General features: G+C 66.6%; 24 protein-coding genes, 1 tRNA gene and 1 pseudogene. 19 read left to right on the top strand and 7 right to left on the bottom strand.

Annotated elements, in window-relative coordinates; genetic code table 11:
- Nucleotides 1-53: 53 nt before the first annotated feature.
- Complete coding sequence (locus BM162_RS13230) at nt 54-1208, bottom strand: glycine cleavage T C-terminal barrel domain-containing protein (RefSeq protein ID WP_093422759.1); 1155 nt, start codon at nt 1206-1208, stop codon at nt 54-56.
- 758 nt (nt 1209-1966) lie between these two features.
- Between BM162_RS13230 and BM162_RS13235 the strand changes: the two genes are divergently transcribed.
- Nucleotides 1967-2632 (top strand): lysozyme inhibitor LprI family protein, encoded by a 666-nt coding sequence (locus BM162_RS13235; RefSeq protein WP_093422762.1) that lies wholly within the window; start codon nt 1967-1969, stop codon nt 2630-2632.
- Between the two features lie 236 nt (nt 2633-2868).
- Here the strand turns inward: BM162_RS13235 and BM162_RS13240 are convergent.
- Nucleotides 2869-2958 (bottom strand) — tRNA-Ser (locus tag BM162_RS13240).
- A 193-nt stretch (nt 2959-3151) separates the two neighbouring features.
- Between BM162_RS13240 and BM162_RS13245 the strand changes: the two genes are divergently transcribed.
- The 7 genes from BM162_RS13245 to BM162_RS13275 all read left to right on the top strand — a co-directional run bounded on the left by BM162_RS13245 (nt 3152) and on the right by BM162_RS13275 (nt 9549).
- Entirely contained in the window at nt 3152-3982 is an 831-nt protein-coding gene (locus BM162_RS13245) for an SPOR domain-containing protein (protein WP_093422764.1), read from the top strand.
- Between the two features lie 27 nt (nt 3983-4009).
- Nucleotides 4010-5173 (top strand): D-alanyl-D-alanine carboxypeptidase family protein, encoded by a 1164-nt coding sequence (locus BM162_RS13250; RefSeq protein WP_093422767.1) that lies wholly within the window; start codon nt 4010-4012, stop codon nt 5171-5173.
- Nucleotides 5170-5796, top strand: coding sequence for a dTMP kinase (gene tmk / locus BM162_RS13255; protein ID WP_093422769.1), 627 nt, complete (start codon nt 5170-5172; stop codon nt 5794-5796). The genes BM162_RS13250 and tmk overlap by 4 nt, the downstream gene beginning before the upstream one ends.
- The gene (locus tag BM162_RS13260) at nt 5793-6926 is read left to right on the top strand and encodes a DNA polymerase III subunit delta' (RefSeq protein ID WP_093422771.1); all 1134 of its coding nucleotides are present in this window, start codon (nt 5793-5795) and stop codon (nt 6924-6926) included. The genes tmk and BM162_RS13260 overlap by 4 nt, the downstream gene beginning before the upstream one ends.
- 8 nt (nt 6927-6934) lie before the next feature.
- Entirely contained in the window at nt 6935-7738 is an 804-nt protein-coding gene (locus BM162_RS13265) for a TatD family hydrolase (RefSeq protein WP_093422774.1), read from the top strand.
- Nucleotides 7738-8535, top strand: a complete 798-nt coding sequence (locus BM162_RS13270; protein ID WP_093422850.1) for an MBL fold metallo-hydrolase — start codon at nt 7738-7740, stop codon at nt 8533-8535. Before BM162_RS13265 ends, BM162_RS13270 begins: the two co-directional genes overlap by 1 nt.
- An 84-nt stretch (nt 8536-8619) precedes the next feature.
- A complete protein-coding gene (locus BM162_RS13275; RefSeq protein ID WP_093422776.1) occupies nt 8620-9549 on the top strand; it encodes an AEC family transporter in 930 nt (309 codons plus the stop codon).
- Between the two features lie 11 nt (nt 9550-9560).
- Here the strand turns inward: BM162_RS13275 and BM162_RS13280 are convergent, their stop codons facing one another.
- From BM162_RS13280 to BM162_RS13300, 5 genes and pseudogenes are all read right to left on the bottom strand, one after another.
- Complete coding sequence (locus tag BM162_RS13280) at nt 9561-10580, bottom strand: Hint domain-containing protein (protein WP_093422779.1); 1020 nt, start codon at nt 10578-10580, stop codon at nt 9561-9563.
- Nucleotides 10581-10657: 77 nt separating this feature from the next.
- A pseudogene (locus BM162_RS13285) lies at nt 10658-11503 on the bottom strand (ABC transporter permease); the annotation flags it as partial.
- A gap of 22 nt (nt 11504-11525) precedes the next feature.
- Complete coding sequence (locus BM162_RS13290) at nt 11526-13244, bottom strand: ABC transporter permease (RefSeq protein ID WP_093422783.1); 1719 nt, start codon at nt 13242-13244, stop codon at nt 11526-11528.
- Nucleotides 13245-13322: 78 nt separating this feature from the next.
- Nucleotides 13323-14444, bottom strand: a complete 1122-nt coding sequence (locus BM162_RS13295) for an extracellular solute-binding protein (RefSeq protein ID WP_093422785.1) — start codon at nt 14442-14444, stop codon at nt 13323-13325.
- An 88-nt stretch (nt 14445-14532) separates the two neighbouring features.
- Nucleotides 14533-15636 (bottom strand): ABC transporter ATP-binding protein, encoded by a 1104-nt coding sequence (locus BM162_RS13300; protein WP_093422788.1) that lies wholly within the window; start codon nt 15634-15636, stop codon nt 14533-14535.
- A gap of 265 nt (nt 15637-15901) precedes the next feature.
- Here BM162_RS13300 and BM162_RS13305 point away from each other — a divergent pair, with 265 nt between their 5' ends.
- The 11 genes from BM162_RS13305 to BM162_RS13350 all read left to right on the top strand — a co-directional run bounded on the left by BM162_RS13305 (nt 15902) and on the right by BM162_RS13350 (nt 22994).
- Nucleotides 15902-16459 (top strand): thioredoxin family protein, encoded by a 558-nt coding sequence (locus BM162_RS13305; RefSeq protein ID WP_093422790.1) that lies wholly within the window; start codon nt 15902-15904, stop codon nt 16457-16459.
- Nucleotides 16456-17118, top strand: coding sequence for a phosphoglycolate phosphatase (gene gph / locus BM162_RS13310; protein WP_093422793.1), 663 nt, complete (start codon nt 16456-16458; stop codon nt 17116-17118). The genes BM162_RS13305 and gph overlap by 4 nt, the downstream gene beginning before the upstream one ends.
- 49 nt (nt 17119-17167) lie before the next feature.
- A complete protein-coding gene (locus BM162_RS13315; protein ID WP_093422795.1) occupies nt 17168-17446 on the top strand; it encodes an STAS domain-containing protein in 279 nt (92 codons plus the stop codon).
- Nucleotides 17443-17814, top strand: coding sequence for a response regulator (locus BM162_RS13320; protein WP_093422797.1), 372 nt, complete (start codon nt 17443-17445; stop codon nt 17812-17814). The genes BM162_RS13315 and BM162_RS13320 overlap by 4 nt, the downstream gene beginning before the upstream one ends.
- 3 nt (nt 17815-17817) lie before the next feature.
- Nucleotides 17818-18936 (top strand): Hpt domain-containing protein, encoded by a 1119-nt coding sequence (locus BM162_RS23255; protein WP_245759266.1) that lies wholly within the window; start codon nt 17818-17820, stop codon nt 18934-18936.
- Nucleotides 18937-18963: 27 nt separating this feature from the next.
- Nucleotides 18964-19863: a chemotaxis protein CheA gene (locus BM162_RS23260; protein WP_245759267.1), complete on the top strand. Its 900-nt coding sequence runs from the start codon at nt 18964-18966 to the stop codon at nt 19861-19863.
- Nucleotides 19856-20323, top strand: coding sequence for a chemotaxis protein CheW (locus tag BM162_RS13330; RefSeq protein ID WP_093422800.1), 468 nt, complete (start codon nt 19856-19858; stop codon nt 20321-20323). Before BM162_RS23260 ends, BM162_RS13330 begins: the two co-directional genes overlap by 8 nt.
- On the top strand, nt 20320-21204 hold the full coding sequence (locus BM162_RS13335; protein ID WP_093422802.1) for a CheR family methyltransferase: 885 nt from the start codon (nt 20320-20322) through the stop codon (nt 21202-21204). The genes BM162_RS13330 and BM162_RS13335 overlap by 4 nt, the downstream gene beginning before the upstream one ends.
- Nucleotides 21205-21207: 3 nt before the next feature.
- The gene (locus BM162_RS13340) at nt 21208-21594 is read left to right on the top strand and encodes a response regulator (RefSeq protein ID WP_093422804.1); all 387 of its coding nucleotides are present in this window, start codon (nt 21208-21210) and stop codon (nt 21592-21594) included.
- Between the two features lies 1 nt (nt 21595).
- Nucleotides 21596-21937 carry a DUF8776 family protein gene (locus BM162_RS13345; RefSeq protein ID WP_093422806.1) on the top strand — a complete coding sequence of 114 codons (342 nt, stop codon included), beginning with the start codon at nt 21596-21598 and terminating at the stop codon, nt 21935-21937.
- 394 nt (nt 21938-22331) lie between these two features.
- Nucleotides 22332-22994, top strand: coding sequence for an SRPBCC family protein (locus BM162_RS13350; protein WP_093422809.1), 663 nt, complete (start codon nt 22332-22334; stop codon nt 22992-22994).
- Nucleotides 22995-23003: the final 9 nt, after the last annotated feature.

A 23003-nucleotide genomic window follows, 5' to 3' on the forward strand; every position in this document is an offset into this window, starting at 1 on the left:
AGACCCGCGCCCGTCGTGGCCCGGGACGCGGATGCGCCCCCCGGGGCAGGCGATCACGCGACCTTGGCCGCGCTCACCGCCAGCGTCTTCTTCGGGTCGAAGAAAGGCCGGTCCACGATCTCCGCCCGCACGCTCTGGTCGTCCATTCGCACCTGCACCTCTTGTCCGAGCACCGCGTGTTCTGCCGCGATCAGGGCCAGGGCGATGTTCTGAGCGAGCCGGGGAGAGTAGACCGCGGAGGTCACCTTGCCGATCGTGGTGCCGTCCTTCGTTACGGCCCAGAACCGCGTGTTCGGCCCTGCAAGGGGCGCGTCATCGATCACCAGCCCAACCTGCTTGCGGCTGATCCCTTCGTCGCGGATCCGGGTCAGCGCGTCCTTCCCGACGAAGTCCGCGTCGGTGTCGAGGTCCACGAGCCGGCCCAGGCCAAGCTCGTACGGGTTGGTCTGCGCATCCATGTCCGCGTGGTAGGACAGCATGCCGGCCTCGATCCGCCGAATCGTCGAGGTGTGGCCCGGCTGCAGCCCGAAGGTCCGGCCCGCCGCCATGATCTTCTCCCAAAGCTCGTCGCCGCGTGTTTCGTCCCGCAGGTACAGTTCGTAGCCAAGCTCGCTGGACCAGCCGGTCCGCGACACGATCAGGGGAATGCCGTCGAGTTCGAGCTCGCGCAGCCAGAAGTACCGCAGGTCGAGAATGTCATCGCCGAACAGCGCCTGCATCACGTCGCGCGAGGCGGGGCCTTGGAGCTGCAAAGGCGAAACGTCCGGTTCGCTGATCGTCACGTCGAGGCCCGAACGCAGGGCAAGCCCCTGCGCCCAGAGCAGTATGTCGCTGTCGGCCAGGGACAGCCAGAAGGTGTTCTCGGACAGGCGAAGCACGATGGGATCGTTCAGGATGCCGCCCTGCGCGTTGGTGATCAGGACGTACTTGCACTGCCCGACCGCCATTTTCGACAGGTCGCGGGGCGTCAGCATCTGGGCGAAGCGCGCGGCGTCCGGACCTGAGATCTCGACCTGCCGCTCCACGGCGACGTCGCACAGAATCGCGCGCTCGACGAGGTTCCAGAAGTTCTGTTCCGGGTCGCCGAAATCGCGCGGAATGTACATGTGGTTATAGACCGAAAAGGCCCTGGCGCCCCAGCGCACGGTCGCGTCGAAATAGGGCGACTTGCGGATCTGCGTGCCGAAATCGAAAATCTGTGCCGTCATAATTTCACGGACCCTCCTCAGGCCGAAAAACAAGGCGCTGCCGTCACACCCCTACGCGGTCACCTTTCCGTCGCCTCCCTGCGCGATCCCGTTGCGACCTTACGCTACCCGGTGCAGCATGCGCAGGCATCATGCCGCGCTGAGGAAGCGAATACGCGTCGCCGGGCAAGGACACTTCGGCAAAAACGACAGGCCACGCGCACAAACCGGCAGGGGCGTCGGCGCAGGCTACGTTCGCCTTAACTATCTTCACCGGAGCGGCGTCAGCGAGTGGACAGCCGAAGCCCATCCGGTGACGCTGGACAGCACGCCGTGCCACTTCGACGGCGAGCCCATCTGTTTCCGCAGTCCGGATCTCGGCTGTGGCCGGCGCGTCACGCTGTTCGACGGCGGCGCAGTCTTCGCCTGCCGCCGCTGCCACGACCCTGACCATCCATCTCAGCGAAGGACGCTTGCGATCGCGCAGCTCGACGGGCCGACCAGCTTCGCGAGAAATGAGCTGGCAGCCGGGCTATCAGTAGAGTGGCGGCGAAATCGAATTGCATGCACTGGCGCACGTATGGTCCGCTTGTGGCGCTGCATGATGCGTTCGCGGAATGCACGTGCACCGCGCACATGAGCAAGCTTCTCCGCTGGGCGGAGCGAATGAACGTGAAGCTCATCGAGACAGGCTGCGTCCAAGTGGCGGCAGGGCCGGTTGTTTCTATCGGTTGATGCCGTAAGCTGACGGGAGACTTATTCTCATCCACGGTATTCCAATGAAGCTCCTTTTCGCCCTCTTAACGACGGCAGTGTTTACAGGTAGCGCACAAGCACAGGCGAGCTTCGACTGCTCCCTCGCTGCGACCGATGTGGAAAAAGCTATCTGCGCCGATGCAACCCTTGCGGCTCTCGATCGTCAAATGGCGGACGCCTATCGCTCCGCTCGCACCGGGCAACCCACCGGGCGCCGCGACCGCATCCTTGAAGAGCAGCGCCTTTGGCTTGCACGGCGAAACGCCTGCGGCGGAACCAGGTCATGCCTCGCCGACGCCATGCGCACACGCATCGCGCAGCTGTCTTTCGCGCCCGCAGACGGCCTGACCGGCCTCTATTGCGCAGACCGCAAGGTGATGAGCGTCGAGGAAATCGGAGAAACTCTCCGCTTTGACTTCATGTTCTTCTCTGGAGACCACGCCTGTGCCACGCCGGTGCTAGAGGCCGTGAAGACCGGGACACGCTGGATCGCATCTAATGCAGACTGCCGGCTTGTTCTAACGCTGGAAGGCAGCGACATCATCGTGCGCTCGGAGTCACCGGCGGCATGCAAAGCCGCCTACTGCGGCGCTCGTGCACAAATCGGCGAGTTCCGTATGCCTCTCTCCGCACGCGTGCCTGAGGTCCGGCAGCCGTTCGTCGGCGGCATTGGAGAGAGACCATGCTAGCCTGCGTCCGCTCGTCCCGGGCAACTGGGTGGCCCTTGGGACCTTCATTTAGAACAAGGGGAAGCCTTCCTCAGCGCCTACCACACCAGCCTGCCAACGCAGCCAAGGAACAAATCGCGGCCCATATTGCAACGGCTGGAACCAATACCACTAACGTATAGGCGGACAAAACGGGGAACGAAGGCCCACCCCAACCCTTCGAAGCGGCCGAAGCTAAACGGCAAATTCGCTTTGCGTGGCGGAGGAGGTGGGATTCGAACCCACGGTACGCTTTCACGCACGCCGGTTTTCAAGACCGGTGCATTCGACCACTCTGCCACTCCTCCGGTCGGACTCGCATACCCGCGGCGCCGCGATTCGGGAAGGGCGGGTCGTCGCCGGGACGCGGGGCGAGGCTTTTCTTGTACGGCGCGGCGGGATAAGGTCTCGCTCGTCGCGGCGCGGGCGCGCGGCGGCATCGGGCAGACAGGCCGCCGGCAAGGCGGCGACGGCGCGGGACTGCCGCGCAAGGGGGCGGACATGGCGAAACGGAACACGGTGCGGCTGGCCATCCTGCTGGGCGGCGCGATGATGCTCTCGGCGTGCGAAGAGGGGCCGGGCTTCCTGCCGCGGCCCGGGTCGGGTGCAACCGGTGCCGATGCGCCGGCCGAACGGCTGGTCGAGCGCGACGTCGAGGCGCCCGAGATCTTCCAGGTGACCGAGGCCGGGCTGTGGGACGGGCGGCCGTCGCTCGGCGGCGTTTGGGTGGCGCATCCGGACGTGACCGACCCGGAGCGCGTGATCATCCGTAACGAGACCAACGGCAACTTCGTCATCGGCGCGCTGTTTCGCCGCGAACGCGAAACGCCGGGTCCGCGCCTTCAGGTGTCGTCCGACGCCGCCGAAGCGCTGGGAATGCTGGCGGGCGAGCCGGTGCGGCTCGACGTGACCGCCCTGCGGCGCGAGGAAGCGGCAGAAAGCGGGGCGCCGACCGAGCCGGTGCTGTCCGCGCCCGAGACCATCGACTCCCGGCCGCTGGAGAGCGACCCGGCGCTGGCCGACGCCGCCGCGGCGATCGACCGGGCCGAGGCCGCCGACACCGCGCCGCCGGCCCCGCCCCCCGCGTCGGAGGAGGAGCTATCGCGCCCCTACATCCAGATCGGCATCTTCAGCGTTGAGCAGAATGCCGACAACGCCGCCGCCTCGCTGCGCCGCATCGGCGTGGTTCCGACGGTGCGCCAGCAGACGAGCTCCGGGAAGACCTTCTGGCGCGTGATCGCCGGCCCCGCGCCCAGTGCCGACGAACGCGCCGACCTTCTCGAGAAAGTGAAGGATCTCGGCTATTCCGACGCCTTCTACGTGGCTAACTAGGCCGACCGCCCGTAACGGAGACCCCTCATGTTTCACGTGACCCGCCTCGTCGGCGCCCTGGTTATCGTGCTGGCCGCCGCACTGCCCGCGCGCGCCGAATTCGACACCCGCGCCTCGGCCGCCTACGTCTATGACGTAACCATTGGCACCGAGCTTCTGGACAAGAACGCCGACGTCCCGCTTCCGCCGGCCTCGATGTCGAAGCTGATGACCCTGAACATGCTGTTCGAGGCCCTGCGCGACGGCCGGGTCAGCATGGATACCCGCTTCGGCGTTTCGACGCGTGCGAAAGAGATGGGCGGCTCGACCATGTTCCTCAACGAGCGCGACCGGCCGACGGTCGAGGAACTGATTCAGGGCATCATCGTGCAGTCGGGCAACGACGCCTGCGTCGTCGTGGCCGAGGGCCTTGCCGGAAGCGAGGAGGCCTTCGCCCGGCTGATGAACCAGCGGGCAGAGGACCTGGGCATGGACCAGTCCACCTTCGCCAATGCCAGCGGCTGGCCCGATCCGAACCACCGCATGTCGATGCGCGACCTCGGGATCCTGGCGACGCGGCTGATCACCGAGTTCCCCGAGTACTACGGCTATTTCGCGCAGGAAGAGTTCGGCTTCGACGGTCGCGCGCCGCAGAACCGCTTCAACCGCAACCCGCTCCTGGGCCTCGGAATCGGGGCGGACGGGCTTAAAACCGGGCACACGTCCGAGGCGGGGTACGGCCTTGTCGGGTCGGCCTCGCAGGGCGACCGGCGGATCGTGTTCGTGATCACCGGGCTCGAGTCCGAGGAGGCACGCGCGGACGAGGCCGAACGCATCGTCAACTGGGCCTTTCGGCAATTCGTCGAGAAGACGGTGATCGAACCGGGCGAGCAGGTCGCGGTGGCCGATGTCTGGTTGGGCAACGCCCGGGAGGTCGGGCTGGTCGCGCCCGACAAGGTTTCTCTCCTCGTCCCGGCGCTCCAGCAGGACGCGATCGAGGCAGAGGTGACCTATACCGGCCCGTTCGACGCGCCCATCGCCGAGGGGCAGGAACTGGCCGAGCTGGTAATCCGGCTCGACGGTCTGCCGGACACGCGGGTGCCGCTGGTGGCGGACCGCGCGGTGGCCAAGGCGGGCTTCGTGCCCCGGCTGCGCACCGCCGCCGAAGTGCTGCTGGCCCAGTGGATCGGAGAGGTCAGGGCGCTGCAGTGAGCCGGCGCGGCACCTTCATCTCGTTCGAGGGCATCGACGGCTCGGGCAAGTCGACGCAGGCGCGGTTGCTCGCCGAGCGCCTGCGCGACGCCGGGCGTGACGTAGTGCTGACCCGAGAGCCTGGCGGCAGCCCGGGAGCCGAGGAGATCCGGCGGCTGGTGCTTGAAGGCGACGCCGACCGCTGGTCGGCCGAAACCGAGATCCTGCTGTTCACCGCCGCCCGCCGCGACCACCTGGAGCGGACGATCCGGCCCGCGCTGGATGCCGGCAAGGTCGTGGTCTGCGACCGCTTCGCCGACAGCACGCGCATGTACCAAGGCGTCAGCCGGGGCGACCTGCGCGAGATCGTGGACCAGCTGCATACGCTGATGGTCGGGGTCGAGCCGGACGTGACCGTGCTGATCGACATGGACCCGGCCACCGGCCTGTCCCGCGCCCTCTCGCGTGAGGGGGCCGAGGAGCGGTTCGAGTCCTTCGGGACGGACCTTCAGACCAAGATGCGCGACGGCTTCCTCGCGCTGGCCTCCGACAACCCGGACCGCTTCGTCGTCATCGACGGCGACGGAACGCCCGAGGCGGTGGCCGAGCGCGTCGCCGCGGCGGTGGAGCCCCGGCTGGCATGAGCGACGACGCCGTTCAGGAGCCCGACCGCGTTCCCGGCGCACCGCACCCGCGCGAGACGACGGCGCTGCTGGGGCAGCAGGCGGCCGAGGCGGATTTCCTCGACGCGTTTCGCAGCGGGCGGCTGCACCACGGCTGGCTGATCACCGGGCCGCGCGGGGTGGGAAAGGCGACGCTCGCCTGGCGCATCGCGCGGTTCCTGCTGGCGCAGCCCGTGGGCGACGGCGGCGGCCTGTTCAACGACCCTGCCCCGCCCGCCGACCGGCTCGACATCCCAGCCGATCACCCTGTGTCGCGCCGGGTCGCCGCGCTGTCCGAGCCGGGGCTGTTCCTTCTGCGCCGGGGCTGGGATGACAAGACCAAGCGGCTCAAGCAGGTCATCACGGTGGACGAGGCGCGCAAGCTCAAGGGTTTCTTCGCCCTGTCCTCGGCCGAGGGCGGGCGGCGCGTGGTCATTGTGGACGCCGCCGACGAGTTGAACCCGAGCGCCGCGAACGCGCTGCTCAAGCTGCTGGAAGAGCCGCCCGCGCGCACCACGCTCTTGCTGGTCAGCCATGCCCCGGCGCGGCTGCTGCCAACCATCCGCTCGCGCTGCCGCGAGCTTCGCTGCGCACCGCTGTCGTCAGACGACCTGGGGCAGGCCTTGGCCAACGCGGGCGAAGAGCCGGGGGCGGCCACGGCCACGCTTGCCGAGCTGTCCGGCGGCTCTGTGGGTGAGGCGCTGCGCCTTCTGCACCTGGGCGGGCCCGAGATCTATGCCGAAATGACGACGCTCCTGCGCGACGCTCCCCGGCTCGACCGTCCGCGCGCGATCAAGCTGGCTGACGGCATGGCGGGGCGCGAGGCGGCCGAGCGCTTCGACGTCGCGCTGCGGCTGGCCGACATGCTGCTGGCGCGGCTCGCCCGCACCGGCAGCGGCCTGCCCCCGATGGTCGAGGCGGTGCCGGGCGAGGCCGAGCTGATGGCGCGGCTCGCCCCCTCCCCCGCCGCCGGTCGGGACTGGGCAGACCTGCAGCAATCACTGGGCGCGCGGGTGCGGCACGGCCGGGCGGTCAACCTTGACCCTGCTTCCCTCATCCTTGATATGGTCCTGAGGATAAACGAGACGGCGGCGCGGATGGCCGCCTCCTGAGGCAGCCAATGGATACCCCGAGCATCACCGACAGCCATTGCCACCTGGACTTTCCCGACTTCGAGGGAGAGCGGGACGCGGTGATCGCGCGGGCGCACGAGGCCGGCGTCCGTCGCATGGTCACCATTTGCACCCGCATGCGGCAGGAACCGCAGGTCCGCGCAATCGCCGAGGCACACGACAGCGTCTTCTATGCCGCCGGCACCCACCCCATGAGCGCGGCAGACGAGCCGATGGTCACCGTGGACGAAATTGTTTCGCGCGCGAAACATTCAAAATTCGTGGGCATTGGCGAAAGCGGGCTCGACTATCACTACACCGCCGAGAGCGCCGCCATGCAGAAGGAAAGCCTGCGCGTGCATATCGAGGCCGCGCGGCAGACGGAACTGCCGCTGATCATCCACGCCCGCGACGCGGACGAGGACATGGCGCGCATCCTGACCGAAGAGCATCGCGCCGGGGCCTATTCCTGCGTGATGCACTGCTTCTCTTCCGGCCGGGGTCTGGCCGAGGCGGCGCTGGATCTGGGCTTCTACCTGTCGATGTCCGGCATCTCGGCCTTTCCGAAGTCGAAGGAGCTGCGCGAGATCTTCGCGGCCGCGCCCCTCGACCGGGTGCTGGTCGAGACGGACAGCCCCTACCTCGCCCCGCCGCCGCATCGGGGCAAGCGGAACGAGCCCGCCTATACCGCCCACACGGCGAGAGTCGGGGCCGAAGTCTTCGGGCTCGACTATGCCGGGTTCGCGGCCCGGACCGAAGAGAACTTCGAGCGCCTTTTCTGGAAGGCCGCGCAGTGGAAGGCGGCGGCCTGATGGGCGAGATGCGCTTCACCATCCTGGGCTGCGGCTCGTCCGGCGGCGTGCCGCGACTGGGCGGGCACTGGGGCGAGTGCGATCCGGACAACCCGAAGAACCACCGCCGCCGCTGTTCGCTGCTGGTCGAGCGCGTGACGGGCGATGGCACGACGCGGGTGCTGGTCGACACCTCGCCCGACATGCGCGCGCAGCTTCTGGACGAGGGCGTGGGCGAGCTGGACGGCGTGATCTTCACCCATGCCCACGCCGACCACGTGCACGGCCTCGACGACCTGCGGCAGGTCGTCTTCAACATGCAGCGCCGCCTGCCCGTCTGGGCCGACGGCGACACGCAGGAGGCGCTGCTCAGCCGGTTCGGCTATGCCTTCGTCCAGCCCGAGGGCTCGCCCTATCCGCCGATCCTCGACATGCACACCATTAACGGTTTGGTAACCGTGGAGGGTGCGGGCGGCGCCGTCGAGTTCCGGCCCTTCCGGGTGCCGCACGGCGCGATCGAGGCTTTGGGCTTCCGCATCGGCGACGTGGCGTACTTGCCTGACGTGGCCGACATGCCCGATGATGCCTGGCCGATGGTCGAGGGGCTCGACTGCTGGATCGTGGACGCCCTGCGCCGCAAGCCGCACCCGACGCACGCGCACCTGGCGCGCACCCTCGGATGGATCGAGCGGGTGAAGCCGCGCCGGGCCGTGCTGACGAACATGCATCTGGACATGGACTACGACACGGTCGCGGCCGAGACGCCCGACCACGTCGTGCCTGCCTTTGACGGGATGGTCATTACCATCCCGCTCTGACGGGGCGCCGACCGGCGCACCCGGCTCCGACTGTCACAGCCGACGGAGGCCCCGCCCCCGCCGCTCAACGCGAAGGGTCCCGCCATGCAGGCGCTGATCGAGGTCATCCTGCCGGTCTTCCTGGTCATCGGCTTCGGCTATGTCGCCGTCTGGCGCGGGCTGTTCAGCGACGCGGGTGTCGAGGGGCTGATGAAGTTCACGCAGAACTTCGCCATCCCCTGCCTGCTGTTCCGCGCCATCGCCGAGCTGGACCTTGGGCAGGAGTTCGAGCCGAAGCTGCTAACCAGCTTCTACGTCGGCGCCCTGTCGGGCTTCATCGCGGGGCTTCTGGGCGGGCGTTACCTGTTCAAGCGCCCGTGGGAAGACTCGATCGCCATCGGCTTCGGCGGGCTTTTCTCGAATTCGGTCCTGCTGGGCTTGCCGATATCGGAGCGGGCCTTCGGGACCGAGGCGCTGCGCTACAACTTCGCCATCATCGCCCTGCACGCGCCCTTCTGCTACGGCGTCGGCGTGACGGTCATGGAGGTCGTGCGCAACCGCGGCGGCCGGGTGCGCGACACCATGCGCAAGGTGCTGGTCGCGATGTTCAGCAACGCGCTGGTCATCGGCATCGCGCTGGGCTTCGTGGTGAACCTGTCGGGCGTGACCTTGCCGGCGGTGCTGATGGATGCCGTGGACCTGATGGTGCGGGCGGCGCTGCCGGCGGCGCTGTTCGGGCTGGGCGGCATCCTGTTCCGCTATCGCCCCGAGGGCGACCTGCGCGCCATCGCCTGGGTCTGCTTGTGTTCGCTGGTGCTGCACCCCGCGGTGACGTTCGGACTGGGCACGGCGCTTGGGCTTTCCACCGACGCGCTGCGGGCCGCGGTGGTGACGGGCGCGATGGCGCCCGGGGTGAACACCTATATCTTCGCCAACATCTACGGAGCTGCGCGCAGGGTGGCGGCCTCGGCCGTGCTCATCGGCACGGCGCTGTCGATCCTGACGGCGTGGTTCTGGCTGGCCGTGCTGCCCTAGGCGCCCGCGCGTCAGAAAGACAGCAACGCCCGGGCTTCGAAGCTGCGCAGGCGGGCCGCGGCGGGCGCGCCATAGGCCGCCGGATCTGCGGCGAGCTCGGGAAACATCGACAGCACCTCGTCGCGCGCAGCCCGGTCGAGCGAGTCCATCGCCGTCGCCCCCGGGTGCAGGCTTTCGGCCGGTACGCCCTCGGCGAAGACGATCTGGTGCGTGTCGAACAAAAGGTGGTGGTAAGTGACGAACCCACCGCTCTGGCGCCGCACCGTGGTGTCGTTCACGAAGTCCTTGGCGGCGATCAGCACCTCGTCCTCTCCGAACAGCAGGTCGGCCCGCCAGCCGGTGACCAGCATCCGGTGCTGCGGCGAGACACGCAGAGCGCGGGCATTGCCGATGGCGCCGGGGGCGAAGCGGATCGGCGCCCGGGCGCCGGTCGCTGCAAACGTCCTGTGGCCGTGCCAACGTATCGACTGCGCCCCATCGCGAAGGGTGGTGACGCAATCGCCGGGCCTCAGATCCTCCACCCGGCGCGGGCCCTCCGGCGTCTCGATCAGCGTGCCCGATGCGAAACAAATGGGCGTGACGTAGTCCTCGACCAGGTAGTCGGGGTAATCCCGCGCCTCGGTGATCGTCAGCGGCGTGCCCACCGGGGGAAAGTCGCCGGGATCGCCCACGAAGGCGAGCCCTTCGACGCTGGAATAGGCCGGGTCGGTGTTGTTGACGTTGAAGCCGATGATCGTCCAGGTCCGGTCGCCGTCGGTGACGGTAAACTCGTACTCGGCTTCAAGTGTGGAGCCGTCGGCGCGCATGACGTCGTCGATGCTCTGCTCGCCGTCGAGCCTCTGCGAATGGTCATTGTCCGAGAAGGCGAAGTCGTCGTCGGTGACCGACACCTCGTGCCACGCGGGCTCGGAGATGGTCAGCGTCTCGCCGACCAGATGAGAGCCGTCCCCCTGCGTCACGCCGTCCAGGTCCTTGCCGCCGCTGAGCGTGACGTAGGACTTGCCGAGGACGTAGATACCGTAGTCGACCAAGGAAAAGCTCCGAACCGGAATGTTCCGGACCGGAGCTAAAAGGCCTTGATGGCCTCAGAATGACGTAAATGCGGCGGTCAGCCCGGCGACATGCCCCGCAGACGCTCGGACCGGCGGCGCAGGAGTTCCACCGTGGTCAGCAGAATGATCGAGATGGTGATCAGGATCGTCGCCACCGCCAGGATCGTCGGGCTGATCTGTTCGCGCAGGCCGGTGAACATCTGCCACGGCAGCGTCTGCTGGTTGGCGGAACCCACGAACAGCACCACGACCACTTCGTCGAACGAAGTGATGAAGGCGAACAGGCCGCCCGAGATCACGCCCGGCAGGATCAGCGGCATCTGCACCTTGAAGAACGTCCGGACGGGCCCCGCCCCCAGGTTGGCCGAGGCACGGGTCAGCGAACTGTCGAAGCCCACCAGCGTGGCCGTCACCGTGATGATGACGAACGGGATACCCAGTGCGGCGTGGGCGAGCACGACGCCGATATACGTCCCCTGCAAGCCGATGCGGCTGTAGAAGAAGTACATGCCGGCGGCCGAGATGATCAGCGGCACGATCATCGGAGAGATCAGGATCGCCATGATCAACCGCCGGAAGGGAACGTGCGCTTGGCTCAGGCCGACGGCCGCGAGCGTGCCGAGCGAGACCGAGATCAGCGTCGCCACCGGCGCGATCTTCACCGAGTTCCACAGCGCCTGCTGCCAGTCGGGGTTGGTGAAAAAGTCCCGGTAGTGCTTCAGCGAATACGCATCGGGATCGAGCGCGATCATGCCCGGCGTGAAGGTGAAGAAGTTCTCGGCGTTGAAAGACAGTGGGATGATCACCACGATCGGCGCGAGCAGGAAGAAGAAGATCAGCCCGCAGATCACCTTGAAGCTGTAGTGCCAGACCTTCTGCCCGGTCGAGGCGTACGGCGGAAGTTCGAGTGCCATGACTGTCTCCTTAACCCAGGCTCACGTTGTCGATGCCGACGATCTTGTCGTAGAGCCAGTAAAGCACCAGCACGACCGCCAGAAGGATCGAGCCGAGTGCGGCCGCGAGGCCCCAGTTGAGCGAGGTCGAGATGTGGTACGCGATCCGGTTCGAGATGAACGTGCCCGTCGTGCCCCCCACCAGCTCAGGCGTGATGTAATAGCCGATGGCCAGGATGAAGACGAGGATGCAGCCCGCGCCGATGCCCGGCACCGATTGCGGGAAGTAGACCCGCCAGAACGCCGTCCAGTTGCTCGCGCCCAGGCTCTTGGCGGCGCGGACATAGGAGGGCGGGATGGTCTTCATCACCGAGTATAGCGGCAGGATCATGAAGGGCAGCAGGATGTGCGTCATCGCGACGATCGTGCCGAACTGGTTGTTGATCATCACCAGGCGGTTGCCGTCGCTCACCAATCCGATCCAGACGAGGATGTCGTTGATCACGCCCTGCTGCTGGAGCAGCACCTTCCACGACGACGTCCGCACCAGAAGCGAGGTCCAGAAGGGCAGCAGCACCAGGATCAGAAGGATGTTCGACGTGCGCAGCGGCAGGTTCGACAGCAGGTACGCGATCGGATAGCCGAGCAGGATGCACGAGAACATGATGACCATCGACATGAACAGCGTGCGTTGGAACAGCAGGCCATAGATGCGCTGGTCCTCGTCCTGCCGCTCGATGCCGTTGGGCGTCAGCTGAAGGTCCGCCGAGGCCAGGAAGTAGCCCGAGGTGTATTCCGGCGAGAACGCCTTGATCGTGCCCCAGACCTCGGGATCGGCCCAGTCTTCGTCGCTCTCGAGGAAGAACTCCTTGACGTTCATCGTCTCGAAGCCCTGTACCGCGTCGGCGGCATTCGACAGCAGCGTGGCCACTTCGCCGTCATAGGCGTCGGCGATGTCCGGGTTGGCCATCAGGTCCTGGTAGAGCGTCAGGTAGACGATGTTCCATGGTTCCTCCTCGGTCGGAGAATCCTCGTCCTCGGTCTGGATGACCTGGGCGAAGCGCTCGTACATCGGCGCCGTTTCGGGAAAGACCTCTTCGACGCCGTCCGCGAGATAGAAGCGCGGCTCGGGCTCGTTGAAGTCCCGGTCGGCCTCGGCCTGCGCGGCCCACTCCTGCTGCTCCTCGATCCAGGTCGGATCGGCGAAGAGCGCGACGAAAGTCGAGGGCTCTTCCCACGCCTCGTTCAGGTCCTCGAACTGGTCGGTATAGGTCTCGCCCAAATCGTCCACGTCGCGGCCCGTCCGGCGGAAGAGCGACGAGATGCCGGTCGTCTCGTAATTGAGACGCGAGCCCAGGCGCGTGTGCTCCTTGAGCTCGGCGGCGATGGTCAGGTCCTTGCCCAGCGCCTCGTACACGGGCTCGTCGGGGACGCCGCCGGTGTAATCCTCGAGCGCGATGACCGTGCGCGGCAGCGTCTCGGCCACGATTTCGTTCTCGACCGAGCGGAACAGCATGTCCGCGATGGGCGCGATGAAGGTAACGAGTATGAAGATCAGGAGCGGCGCGATCAGCGCCAGCGCCCGCAACTTCTGTGCCCGCAGTGCCCGGTTCAGGCTGCGCTTGAGCGGTTTGCCATCGGCCGCCAGCACCGGTCCCGACGCCTGCGCCTGCGCGCGGTCGGCATCGCGCATGGCGTTGTCCGGCGTGGGACCGGTGACGTGGTCAGGACCTGTCGTGGCATCGGTCATGGGCGGCCTCGTCTTGGTAGGAAAGGGACAAACGAATGGAGGAGCGGGGCGGCGCAGAGGCCGCCCCGTCCGTCATTCTTACTGGGCCAGCCACGCCTGGAACTGGGCGTCCAGGTCGTCGCGGTAGTCGGCCCACCACTCGTAGTTGTACAGGAACGTGTTGGTGGCGTTGCCCGGATCGGTCGGCATGTGCGGGGCCATCTCGATGCCCAGCTCTTCATGCATGCCCACGAGCGGCGCCGAGGACTGACGCGCCGGGCCGTACGAAATGTACTTGGCCTGGTCGGCGAGACGCTGCGTGTCCGTCGCGAAGTAGATGAAGTCCTTCACGCGGGCCAGACGCTCGTCCGAGAGACCCTCGGGGATGATCCAGCCGTCCAGGTCGAACACCTGCGCGTCCCAGAGCATCTCGACCGGCTGGTCCTGCTCGACGATGAGCGAGAACAGGCGGCCGTTGTAGGTCGAGCCGAGCACGACTTCGCCGTCCGCCAGAAGCTGGGGTGTGTCGGCACCGGCCGACCACCAGACGGTCTGGTCCTTGATGGTGTCGAGTTTGGCGAAGGCGCGGTCCTGGCCTTCCTCGGTCTCGAGCACGTCGTAGACCTCTTCCTTTGGAACGCCGTCGCACAGCAGCGCCCACTCCATGTTGTTGATCGGGCGCTTCTCAAGCGAACGCTGACCCGGGAAGTTCTCGAGGTCGAACACGTCGCAGATGTCGTCGGGTTCGCGACCTTCCCACTCCTCGACGTCCGTGCGGTAGCCGAAGGTGGTCGAGTACACGATCTGCGGGATGAAGCAGTCCGACACGATCAGGTCGCCGAAGTCATCCTCGGCCTCAGTGCCGTCCGGCGCGGGGGCCAGCAGCTCGTCGGGGTCGTACTCCATCGCCAGGCCTTCGTCGCACAGACGGATGGCGTCCGAGGCCACCACGTCGACAAGGTCCCAGGTGATGTTGCCCGCTTCGTTCATGGCGCGCAGTTTCGCCACCGCTTCGTTCGAGCTTTCATCCCAGGTGACCGACACCTCGGGGTTCTGCTCCATGTACGGCTCGGCATACGCCTTGCGCTGGCTGTCCTGATACGCACCACCCCACGACACGATCGTCATGTCGTCGGCCATCTCGACGTGCTCCTCGGCGCCGGCGAGACCGGCCGCCAGAGTGAGGGCCGTCGTGGCCATCAGAGTCTTGGTGATCTTCATGCAGTATTCTCCCGTTTGGACCCGGTTGAGTTGTTGTCGGGCGCCACCGCCCGGGCGTGGGCGGCGCCGTGTGCTGCGGGCTGCGCCGTCAGGCGTCGAGCGCGCGGCAGTCCTCCGGCAGCCAGCCGATCTCGACCTGCTGGCCCGGCTGCAGGCGCGCCTGGTCGGGTGCGTTCCGGGTCTTGACGATGAAGTCGTCCTTCCCCGCCACCCGAAGGCGCGTCCGGAAAATGTCGCCCATGTAGATGAACTCGAGCACCTCGGCCTTGAGCGTGTGCGCGCCTTCTTGCAGGCGGTCGCGGTTCGTCTCGACCCGCTCTGGCCGGATCGACACCTTCGTGCGCTCGCCCACCGAGGACACGTTCACGGGCTTGGCGTCGATCACCTCGCCGTCGTCGAGCCGGACCTCGCAGCGATCGCCCTGGATGTTCTGGACGGTGCCCTCGAGCGTGTTGTTCTCGCCGATGAACTGGGCGACGAAGCTGTTCTCGGGCGCCTCGTACAGCGTGTCGGGCTTGGCGAGTTGCTGGATCCGGCCGTCGTCGAACACCGCGACGCGGTCCGACATGGTCAGCGCCTCGGTCTGGTCGTGCGTGACGTAGACCACTGTGATGCCCAGGTCGTGGGCAAGCTTCGTGATCTCGAACTGGAGCGTTTCGCGAAGCTGCTTGTCAAGTGCGCCGAGAGGCTCGTCCATCAGCACCAGCTCGGGCTCGAACACGAGGGCGCGGGCAAGCGCGATGCGCTGCTGCTGGCCGCCCGAAAGCTGCGCGGGACGGCGGCCGGCGAAGTCGCCCATCTGCACCATGTCGAGCGCACGCTTGATCTTCGCCTCGCGATCGGACTTGCCGATCTTTCTCACCTCGAGCGGGAAAGCCAGGTTCTCGGCCACCGACATGTGCGGGAACAGCGCGTAGTTCTGGAACACCATCCCGATGCCGCGCTTGTGCGGCGGGATGTTGTTGATCTCTTTCCCGTCGAGTCGGATCTCGCCGTGGGTCGCGGTTTCGAACCCGGCGAGCATCATCAGGCAGGTGGTCTTCCCCGAACCCGAGGGCCCGAGCATCGTCAGGAACTCGCCCTTCGGCATCGAGAGGTTGAGATCCTTCACGACCAGCGTTTCGCCGTCGTAGCTTTTCTGGACGCGGTCGAACTCGACGAACGCCGTCGCGGTGTCGGTGGCTGCCACCATCTACCCCCTGTTTCTGTCGCGTTTTGCTGCGATCTGTCGGTCATGACTAAAGCGAATGCCCGCATTCATTGCAAGCAACGCGTCCGGGCATTCCGCATTGCGGCCCGTTTCCGGGAAATTCGTCTGCGTCAGCGCAAAATTCGGGCGTTATGACTGCGAATTGTTCCGCATCCGTGAAATGCGAGCGGCGGCATCCGGGCGATTGACCTCGCCTTCCGCAAGATCAACTTGTGTCTCGACACGCGAAACAATGAGGAGATCTCCGATGGCCGAGACAGCGCCCGTCTGCGACTTCGGCTGGAAGGCCGCCCCCTTCACCCTGCCCGGTACCACCGGCCGGACCTACTCTCTCGACGACATCGCCGGGCCGAAGGGCGCACTGGTGATGTTCGTCTGCAACCATTGCCCCTACGTCTTGGCCGTGATCGACCGCATCGTGCGCGACGCACGCGACCTCCAGGACCTCGGCGTCGGCGTCGCCGCCATCTGTTCGAACGACGCAAAGGTCGTGCCGGCCGACAGCTTCGACAACATGCAGCGCTTCGCGGAAGAGCGCGGGCTGGCCTTCCCTTACCTCCATGACGAGGATCAGAGCGTCGCCCGCACCTACGGGGCGGCCTGCACCCCCGACTTCTTCGGCTTCAACGCCCATCTGGAGCTTCAGTACCGCGGGCGGCTGGATTCTTCTGGTCCCAAGCCAGCTCCGGCGGACGCGCGCCGCGAGTTGTTCGAGGCGATGAAGCAAGTGGCCGAGACGGGCCAAGGTCCGAAGGACCAGGTACCGTCGATGGGCTGCTCGATCAAGTGGAAGGACGCTGCGTGACCGGTATCGTCTTCGATCTGGACGGCACGCTGATCGACAGCGCGCCCGACATCCGGGCCGCCGCCAATGCCGTGCTCGCCGCCGAAGGACGCGCGCCCCTGACGCTCGCGCAGGCCACCCACTTCATCGGGAACGGCGCCTCGGTCTTCGTGACGCGCATGGCCGAGGCGGCGGACCTGCCCGACGATCCGGACACGCACGCCCGGCTGCTCACCGGATTTCTCGAACGGTACGAGACCGCGGTAGACCTGACGCGCCCTTATCCCGGCGTTCCCGAGGCGCTCGACGCGCTGGCGGCAAGCGGCCACACGCTTGGTCTGTGCACGAACAAGCCGGCAGGCCCCACCCGCGCCGTCCTGGCGCATCTGGGCCTCTCGGGCTGGTTCAAGGTGATCGTGGGCGGCGACAGCCTTCCGGTGCGCAAGCCGGACCCCGCCCCGCTTCTCGCCGCCGCCGAGCGTCTGGGCGGTGCCGCGCTTTACGTGGGCGACAGCGAGATCGACGCCGAAACGGCCCAGCACGCCGGCATCCCATTCGCGCTGTTCACCGAGGGCTATCGCAAGCGCCCGGCCGAACAGATTCCGCACGACCGGCGCTTCGCCCGCTTCGGCGACTTGCCGCGATTGGCAGGAGATTTGCTCGGCTCAACCGTTTCTTAGCGAATCTCGTCCAGAAGGGCCGCGTCAGCCGTCGACTGGAAGGGACGCCATGCCCGAAACGATCATTGCCGAGGAAACGCTCGATCTTGCGGGCGCTGCACGCCTGCTGGACACGCTGAAATCGCATCGCGGCATGGCCGTGACGCTGGATCTCGGCTCGGTGCGCCAGGCCGGCGCGCCGGCCCTGCAGGTCCTTCTGGCCGCCCGCTCCGCCTGGGACGCCGACGGCGTCGCCTTCACGCTCGCTCCAGTGTCGGGGCCCTGCCGCGAGGCCGTTCGGCTGATGGGGGCCGAAGCCGAACTTCTCGGCGAAGGGGGAGCGGCATGACGCTCAGCGTACTGGCTGTCGACGACTCCCGCACGATGCGCGATCTTCTCTCGCAGGCCCTGTCCGAGGCAGGCTTCGGCGTCACAGTTGCCGAGGATGGCCGCGATGGGCTCGACAAGCTCGAGGATCGGCGCCCGGACGTCGTCATCACCGACATCAACATGCCCCGGATGGACGGATTCGAGTTCATCGAGGCCGTCCGCGGCAGCGACCGGTGGCCGGGCCTGCCCATCCTCGTCCTCACCACCGAAAGCGCGCAGACCATGAAGGATCGCGCCCGACGCGCCGGTGCCTCGGGGTGGATCGTCAAGCCGTTCGAGGAAACGCGCCTCGTCACCGCCATCCGCCGCGTGACCGGAGGAGCGTGAGCGATGAGTTCCGACGACCTGCGTGAGACGTTCTTCCTGGAGTGCGAGGACCTGCTCGAGTCGATGAGCGAAGGCCTCCGCCTTCTCCAGGACGATCCCCGCGACACCGACACGGTGAACTCCGTTTTCCGGGCCGTTCACTCCATCAAGGGCGGCGCCGGCGCGTTCCGGATGGACGATCTCGTCGGCTTCGCGCACAGCTTCGAAACGGTGCTCGACTCACTCCGCGCCGGCAACCTGTCCGCCGACGCCGCCCTCATGCCGGTCCTGTTCCGCGCCGCCGACCACTTGGCCGACCTTGTCGAGGCTGCCCGCGGAGGCGGCACCGCAGATGCCGAAAGGGGCGAGGCGCTGCTCGTAGAACTCGAGGCGGCCCTGCCCGACACTGGCGACGCCGACGAGGCGCTCGACTTCGCGCCCATGACGCTCGATCTCGATCTCGAACCGGCGCCCACCACCGGAACGGCCACATTCCGCATCCGATTTGTTCCCTCGGCGGACCTCTACGCGCACGGAAATGACCCGGTCATCCTCATCCGGGAACTGTCGCAGATCGGCGACCTCGAGGTCTCGCTCGACAGCACCGCCTTGCCGACGTTGGAGGCGCTGGATCCGGCCCGCGCCGCCCTGAGATGGACCTTCACCCTCACGACCGAGCAGGGAGAGCCGGCCATCCGCGAGATCTTCGAGTTCGTCGAGGATGCCTCCACCCTGGAGGTGGAAGAGGCGCCGGAGCCCGACCCTGTCCCACCTCCGACAGCCCCCGTCGAGGCAACACTGCAGTCACCCGTGCCCGAGGCGCCGCGCGCGACGCAGTCACCGGCGAAGCCGAGTGGGCAAACGATCCGCGTCAACCTCGACCGCGTCGACCGCCTCGTGAACGTCGTCGGCGAGATGGTGATACACCAGGCCATGCTGACGCAGGCGGTCGAACGTCTTTCTTTGCCGCCGGGCTCCGACGTTCTGATTGGTCTGGAAGAGCTCAAGCAGCTGTCGCGGGACATGCAGGAAAGCGTGATGGCAATCCGGGCGCAGCCCATCAAGCCGTTGTTCCAGCGCATGTTCCGCATCGTCCGCGAAGCGGCCGAGGCGACGGGCAAACGCGCACGCCTCGTCACCTAGGGCGATGCGACAGAGGTGGACAAGACGGTGTTCGAGAAGCTCTCGGACCCCCTCACCCACATGATCCGAAACGCCGTTGATCACGGGCTGGAGGCGGCGGACAAGCGGGACGCTTCCGGCAAATCCCCGGAGGGGACCGTCACACTTTCCGCCGGACACCGCTCCGGCCGCGTGGTCATAACCGTCGCCGACGACGGCGGGGGCATCAACCGCGACAAGGTGCGCAGCATCGCCTTCGAGAAGGGCCTGATTGCGCCCGACGCGGAACTCACGCCGTCAGAAATAGACAACCTCCTGTTCTTGCCCGGGTTTTCCACGGCTAGCGAGGTGTCAAACCTTTCTGGGCGCGGTGTCGGGATGGACGTCGTGAAAAGCGCCATCCAGGCTCTGGGGGGCACCGTCTCGATCGCGTCACAGCCCGGGCAAGGCACAACTTTCACCATCAGCCTCCCTCTCACGCTCGCCGTGCTCGACGGCATGGTGGTCGAGGTCGCCGATCAGTTGATGGTGGTGCCGATCACGGCCATTCGCGAGACCCTGCGCCCGTCGGCATCCGACGTCCAGCCACTCGGCGAAGACGACTTCGTAGTTGCGGTGCGCGGCGCGTATCTGCCCGTCGTCGACGTCGCCCACGCCCTCGGCTTTCGCCAGCCGTCGCGCGACCTCGACGACAAAGTCGTCCTGCTGGTCGAGAGCGACGAAGACTGCCGTGCGGCCCTGCTGGTCGACGACATCCGCGACCACTGCCAAGTCGTGATAAAGAGCCTCGAGGAAAATTTCGGCCAAGTTCCAGGCGTGGCCGCCGCCACCGTCTTCGGCGATGGACGGGTCGCTCTCATCCTTGACACGGCTGCGCTAGTCGAACGCGGCGGCAACAGTGTCACCTCCGACTTCAGCTTCGAACGACAGGCGCTTGGCCATGCATGATCGGGATATGCGCACCAACTCAACCCACCGCGAATTCGTCGCCTTCCGTACTGCACAGCAGGATTTCTGCGTCGATATCATCTCGATCCGAGAAATCCGCGGCTGGACCAGCACGACCAGCCTGCCTCATGCGCCGAGCTACGTACGCGGGGTCATCAACCTTCGCGGCTCGGTGGTACCGATCGTGGATCTCGCGGCCCGCCTCGGCCTCGGCGCGCTAGATGACAGCGAACGCAACGTGATCGTCATCGCCATCATCGGAAACCAGGTTGTCGGGCTGCTGGTGGAAGCGGTGTTCGACATCCTGACCGTGGCCGAAGAGTCGATACAAGGCACTCCCGCGATCGCGTCGGAAAGTGCGCGTGACTACGTCAAAGGCATCATTACCGAGGACGACAGGATGATCCGCCGGATCGATCTTGAGCGTATCCTTCCGCCGGCAATGGGGGATGTCGCATGACTGCGCCACCTGCTCTCCGCCCGCGCGAGTTCCCATTTTCGGACGAGGATTTTCGCAAGATCGCAGCCCAGCTGCGTAACTGGGCCGGCATCAGCCTGCCGCCAAACAAGAAGACACTCGTCTATTCGCGTCTCGCGAAGCGACTGCGCGCGTTGGGACACGAAAGCTTTTCCGAGTACTGCGACTTCGTCTTCAGCCCGTCCGGCAAGGCCGAGCGCGATGAGTTCCTGAATGCGCTGACGACCAACGTCACCAGCTTCTTTCGCGAATCGCATCACTTCGATCACCTGCGTCAGCAGGTTCTGCCCGACTTGGTCAGTCGCGCCAGGGCCGGCGGTCGCGTTCGGCTTTGGTCGGCCGGCTGTTCTACCGGGCAGGAACCGTATTCGATCGCGATTACATTCCTCGAGGCTTGCCCGGACGCCCCGCGGCTCGATGTGCGGATCCTCGCGACCGACCTGGACGGATCGGCGGTTTCAACCGCGGCTAGCGGTCTTTATGGCGTCAACGACACTTCGGGACTGGACCCGCAGCGGACGAAGAAGTGGTTCGAGCAGGAGGCTGCCGGTCTCATCGCACGCGAGCCGCTTCGCCGCCTCGTCCACTTCCGCCAACTCAACCTGATGGCGGACTGGCCGTTCTCCGGCTCGTTCGACGTCATATTCTGCCGGAACCTCGTCATTTACTTCGACCGCGAGATGCAGGCCCGCCTCTGGTCGCGGCTGGCGTCGGCGCTGGTCCCGGAGGGGCTGCTTTACATCGGCCATTCCGAGCGGGTGAGCGGGCCTGCCTCAGACCTGCTCGAGGGGGCCGGCGTGACGACCTACCGCCGGCTTCAAAGCGACACCGCCACATTCATCGGTTCTCGAAGGGAGCACTGAGCTATGTCTTTGAAGGACAGTCTTCGCCTCATGGTCGTGGACGACATGTCGACGAGCCGGGGGCTGATCACGCAGGCGCTCGATTGGATCGGCATTCGCCACTACGAGACGTGCAACGAAGGGGCCACGGCGCTGCGGACCTTGGCGGCCAATCCGGTGCACCTGGTGATCTCGGACTACAACATGCCGGGAATGGACGGGCTCGCCCTTCTCGAGGGGCTGCGGTCGAACAAGTCGACGCAGCGCATCGGCTTCATCCTTGTCTCGGGGCGCATGGATGCGGCGATGGTCCAGAAGGGCAAGAAGCTAGCCATGAACAACTACATCGAGAAGCCTTTCACGCCGGAGACCATGAAGGCCTGCATCGAGCGCGTCACCGGACCGCTTTGACGTGTGGGAAGAGACATCACTGGATGCCGCCCGCCTGCTTGATCGAGTCGCCGACGAACTGGAAGAGGTGTCGCGGCTCGGCCGAGAGGTTGAAGAGGCCACTGCCTCGCTGTTGGCGAAGGGCCCGGTGAGCAGTGGAGATTTGCGAGGCCTGCAGCGGTTGGATCTGATGCTTCAGTCAATTCAGGCCCTCGAAGGCGTGACGCGACGCTTGGCGCACGCCGATCTGCAGGTGTTGCCTGTCCAGGCGCTGTTGTCGCCCGTGCACCTTCGCGACATGCAGGCGCGGCTGGCCGGAGCGTCCCAGCCTGCTGCGGAGGACGCCGACGACGAACTATGGTGAAGAACACGCAAGCGGTTCCGAGACGTCAGCACCTTTCGTGTCCGGGCGTGGCGGGCGTTCCAGGACTCCGTGTGGCATCCTCCAGCAAGACCACGGTACAGCCAAAGTACAATCGGGATTGTCAGGCGAAAAACCAGCAGGTCCCTCCAGTGCCGTGCACACAGGCCGCATTTGCGCAGGTGACGGATTATGGGCGCCACGTCTCGCCCTCATTGACCAGCGCGTTCGGCCCGAGTCCTACGCCGCCTCCCGCGCTTGCCAAAACCAGCGGCCACTCCAAACGTGACCGGGCCCAAGGGAACCCGCGGCTGACGGGGGACCTGTGTCTCCGACCGTCGCGCTGCACGGCTCTGCCCGCCCGTGCCGCGTGCGTGGCTGACGGAAGGAGTGAAATATGGATCATTACGAAAGACGCCGCTTGGCCGACCATGCGCCCGAGCGCGGTTCGGTGCTTTTCGCGTTGGGGCTTGGCGCCGCCGCCGGCGCGGCCGGATACGCGTGGTGGGCACGGGCCAATCGCGCCGACCGAGTGGACCATCCAGGCGACAGCGCGCCGGGCCGGACCGCGCGCCGGTCGCGCTTCGGTGGATACGCCGTCACCGGGCGTACGGTCACGATCAACCACCCGCGGCAAGAGCTTTACAACTACTGGCGCGACTTCAAGAACCTCCCGCTTTTCATGGAGCATGTGAAGGACGTCGACGTTCAGGGCGACCTGACGCGATGGGTCATCGCCGGCCCCATGGGACGGGACGTGCATGTCGAGACCCGGATCACCGACGCCCGCGACGGCGAGCAGATCGCCTGGCGGTCGACCGAGACCTCGGACATCGACACCGAGGGCAAGGTGATGTTCCGCGACGCTCCCGCCGGGCGCGGCACCGAGGTGCTGGCGCTGATCGCCTACAAGCCGCCGGGGGGCGAACTTGGCCGCTGGATCGCAAGCCTCTTTCAACGCGAGCCCGCGCTGCAGGGCAGGCGCGAGCTGAAGCGCTTCAAGATGCTCATGGAGACCGGCGAAATCGCCACCAACCGCAACCGCAGAACCGCAGCCTGAGGGAGCCCG

The sequence above is a fragment of the Tranquillimonas alkanivorans genome (assembly GCF_900115595.1).
GTDB lineage: Bacteria > Pseudomonadota > Alphaproteobacteria > Rhodobacterales > Rhodobacteraceae > Tranquillimonas > Tranquillimonas alkanivorans.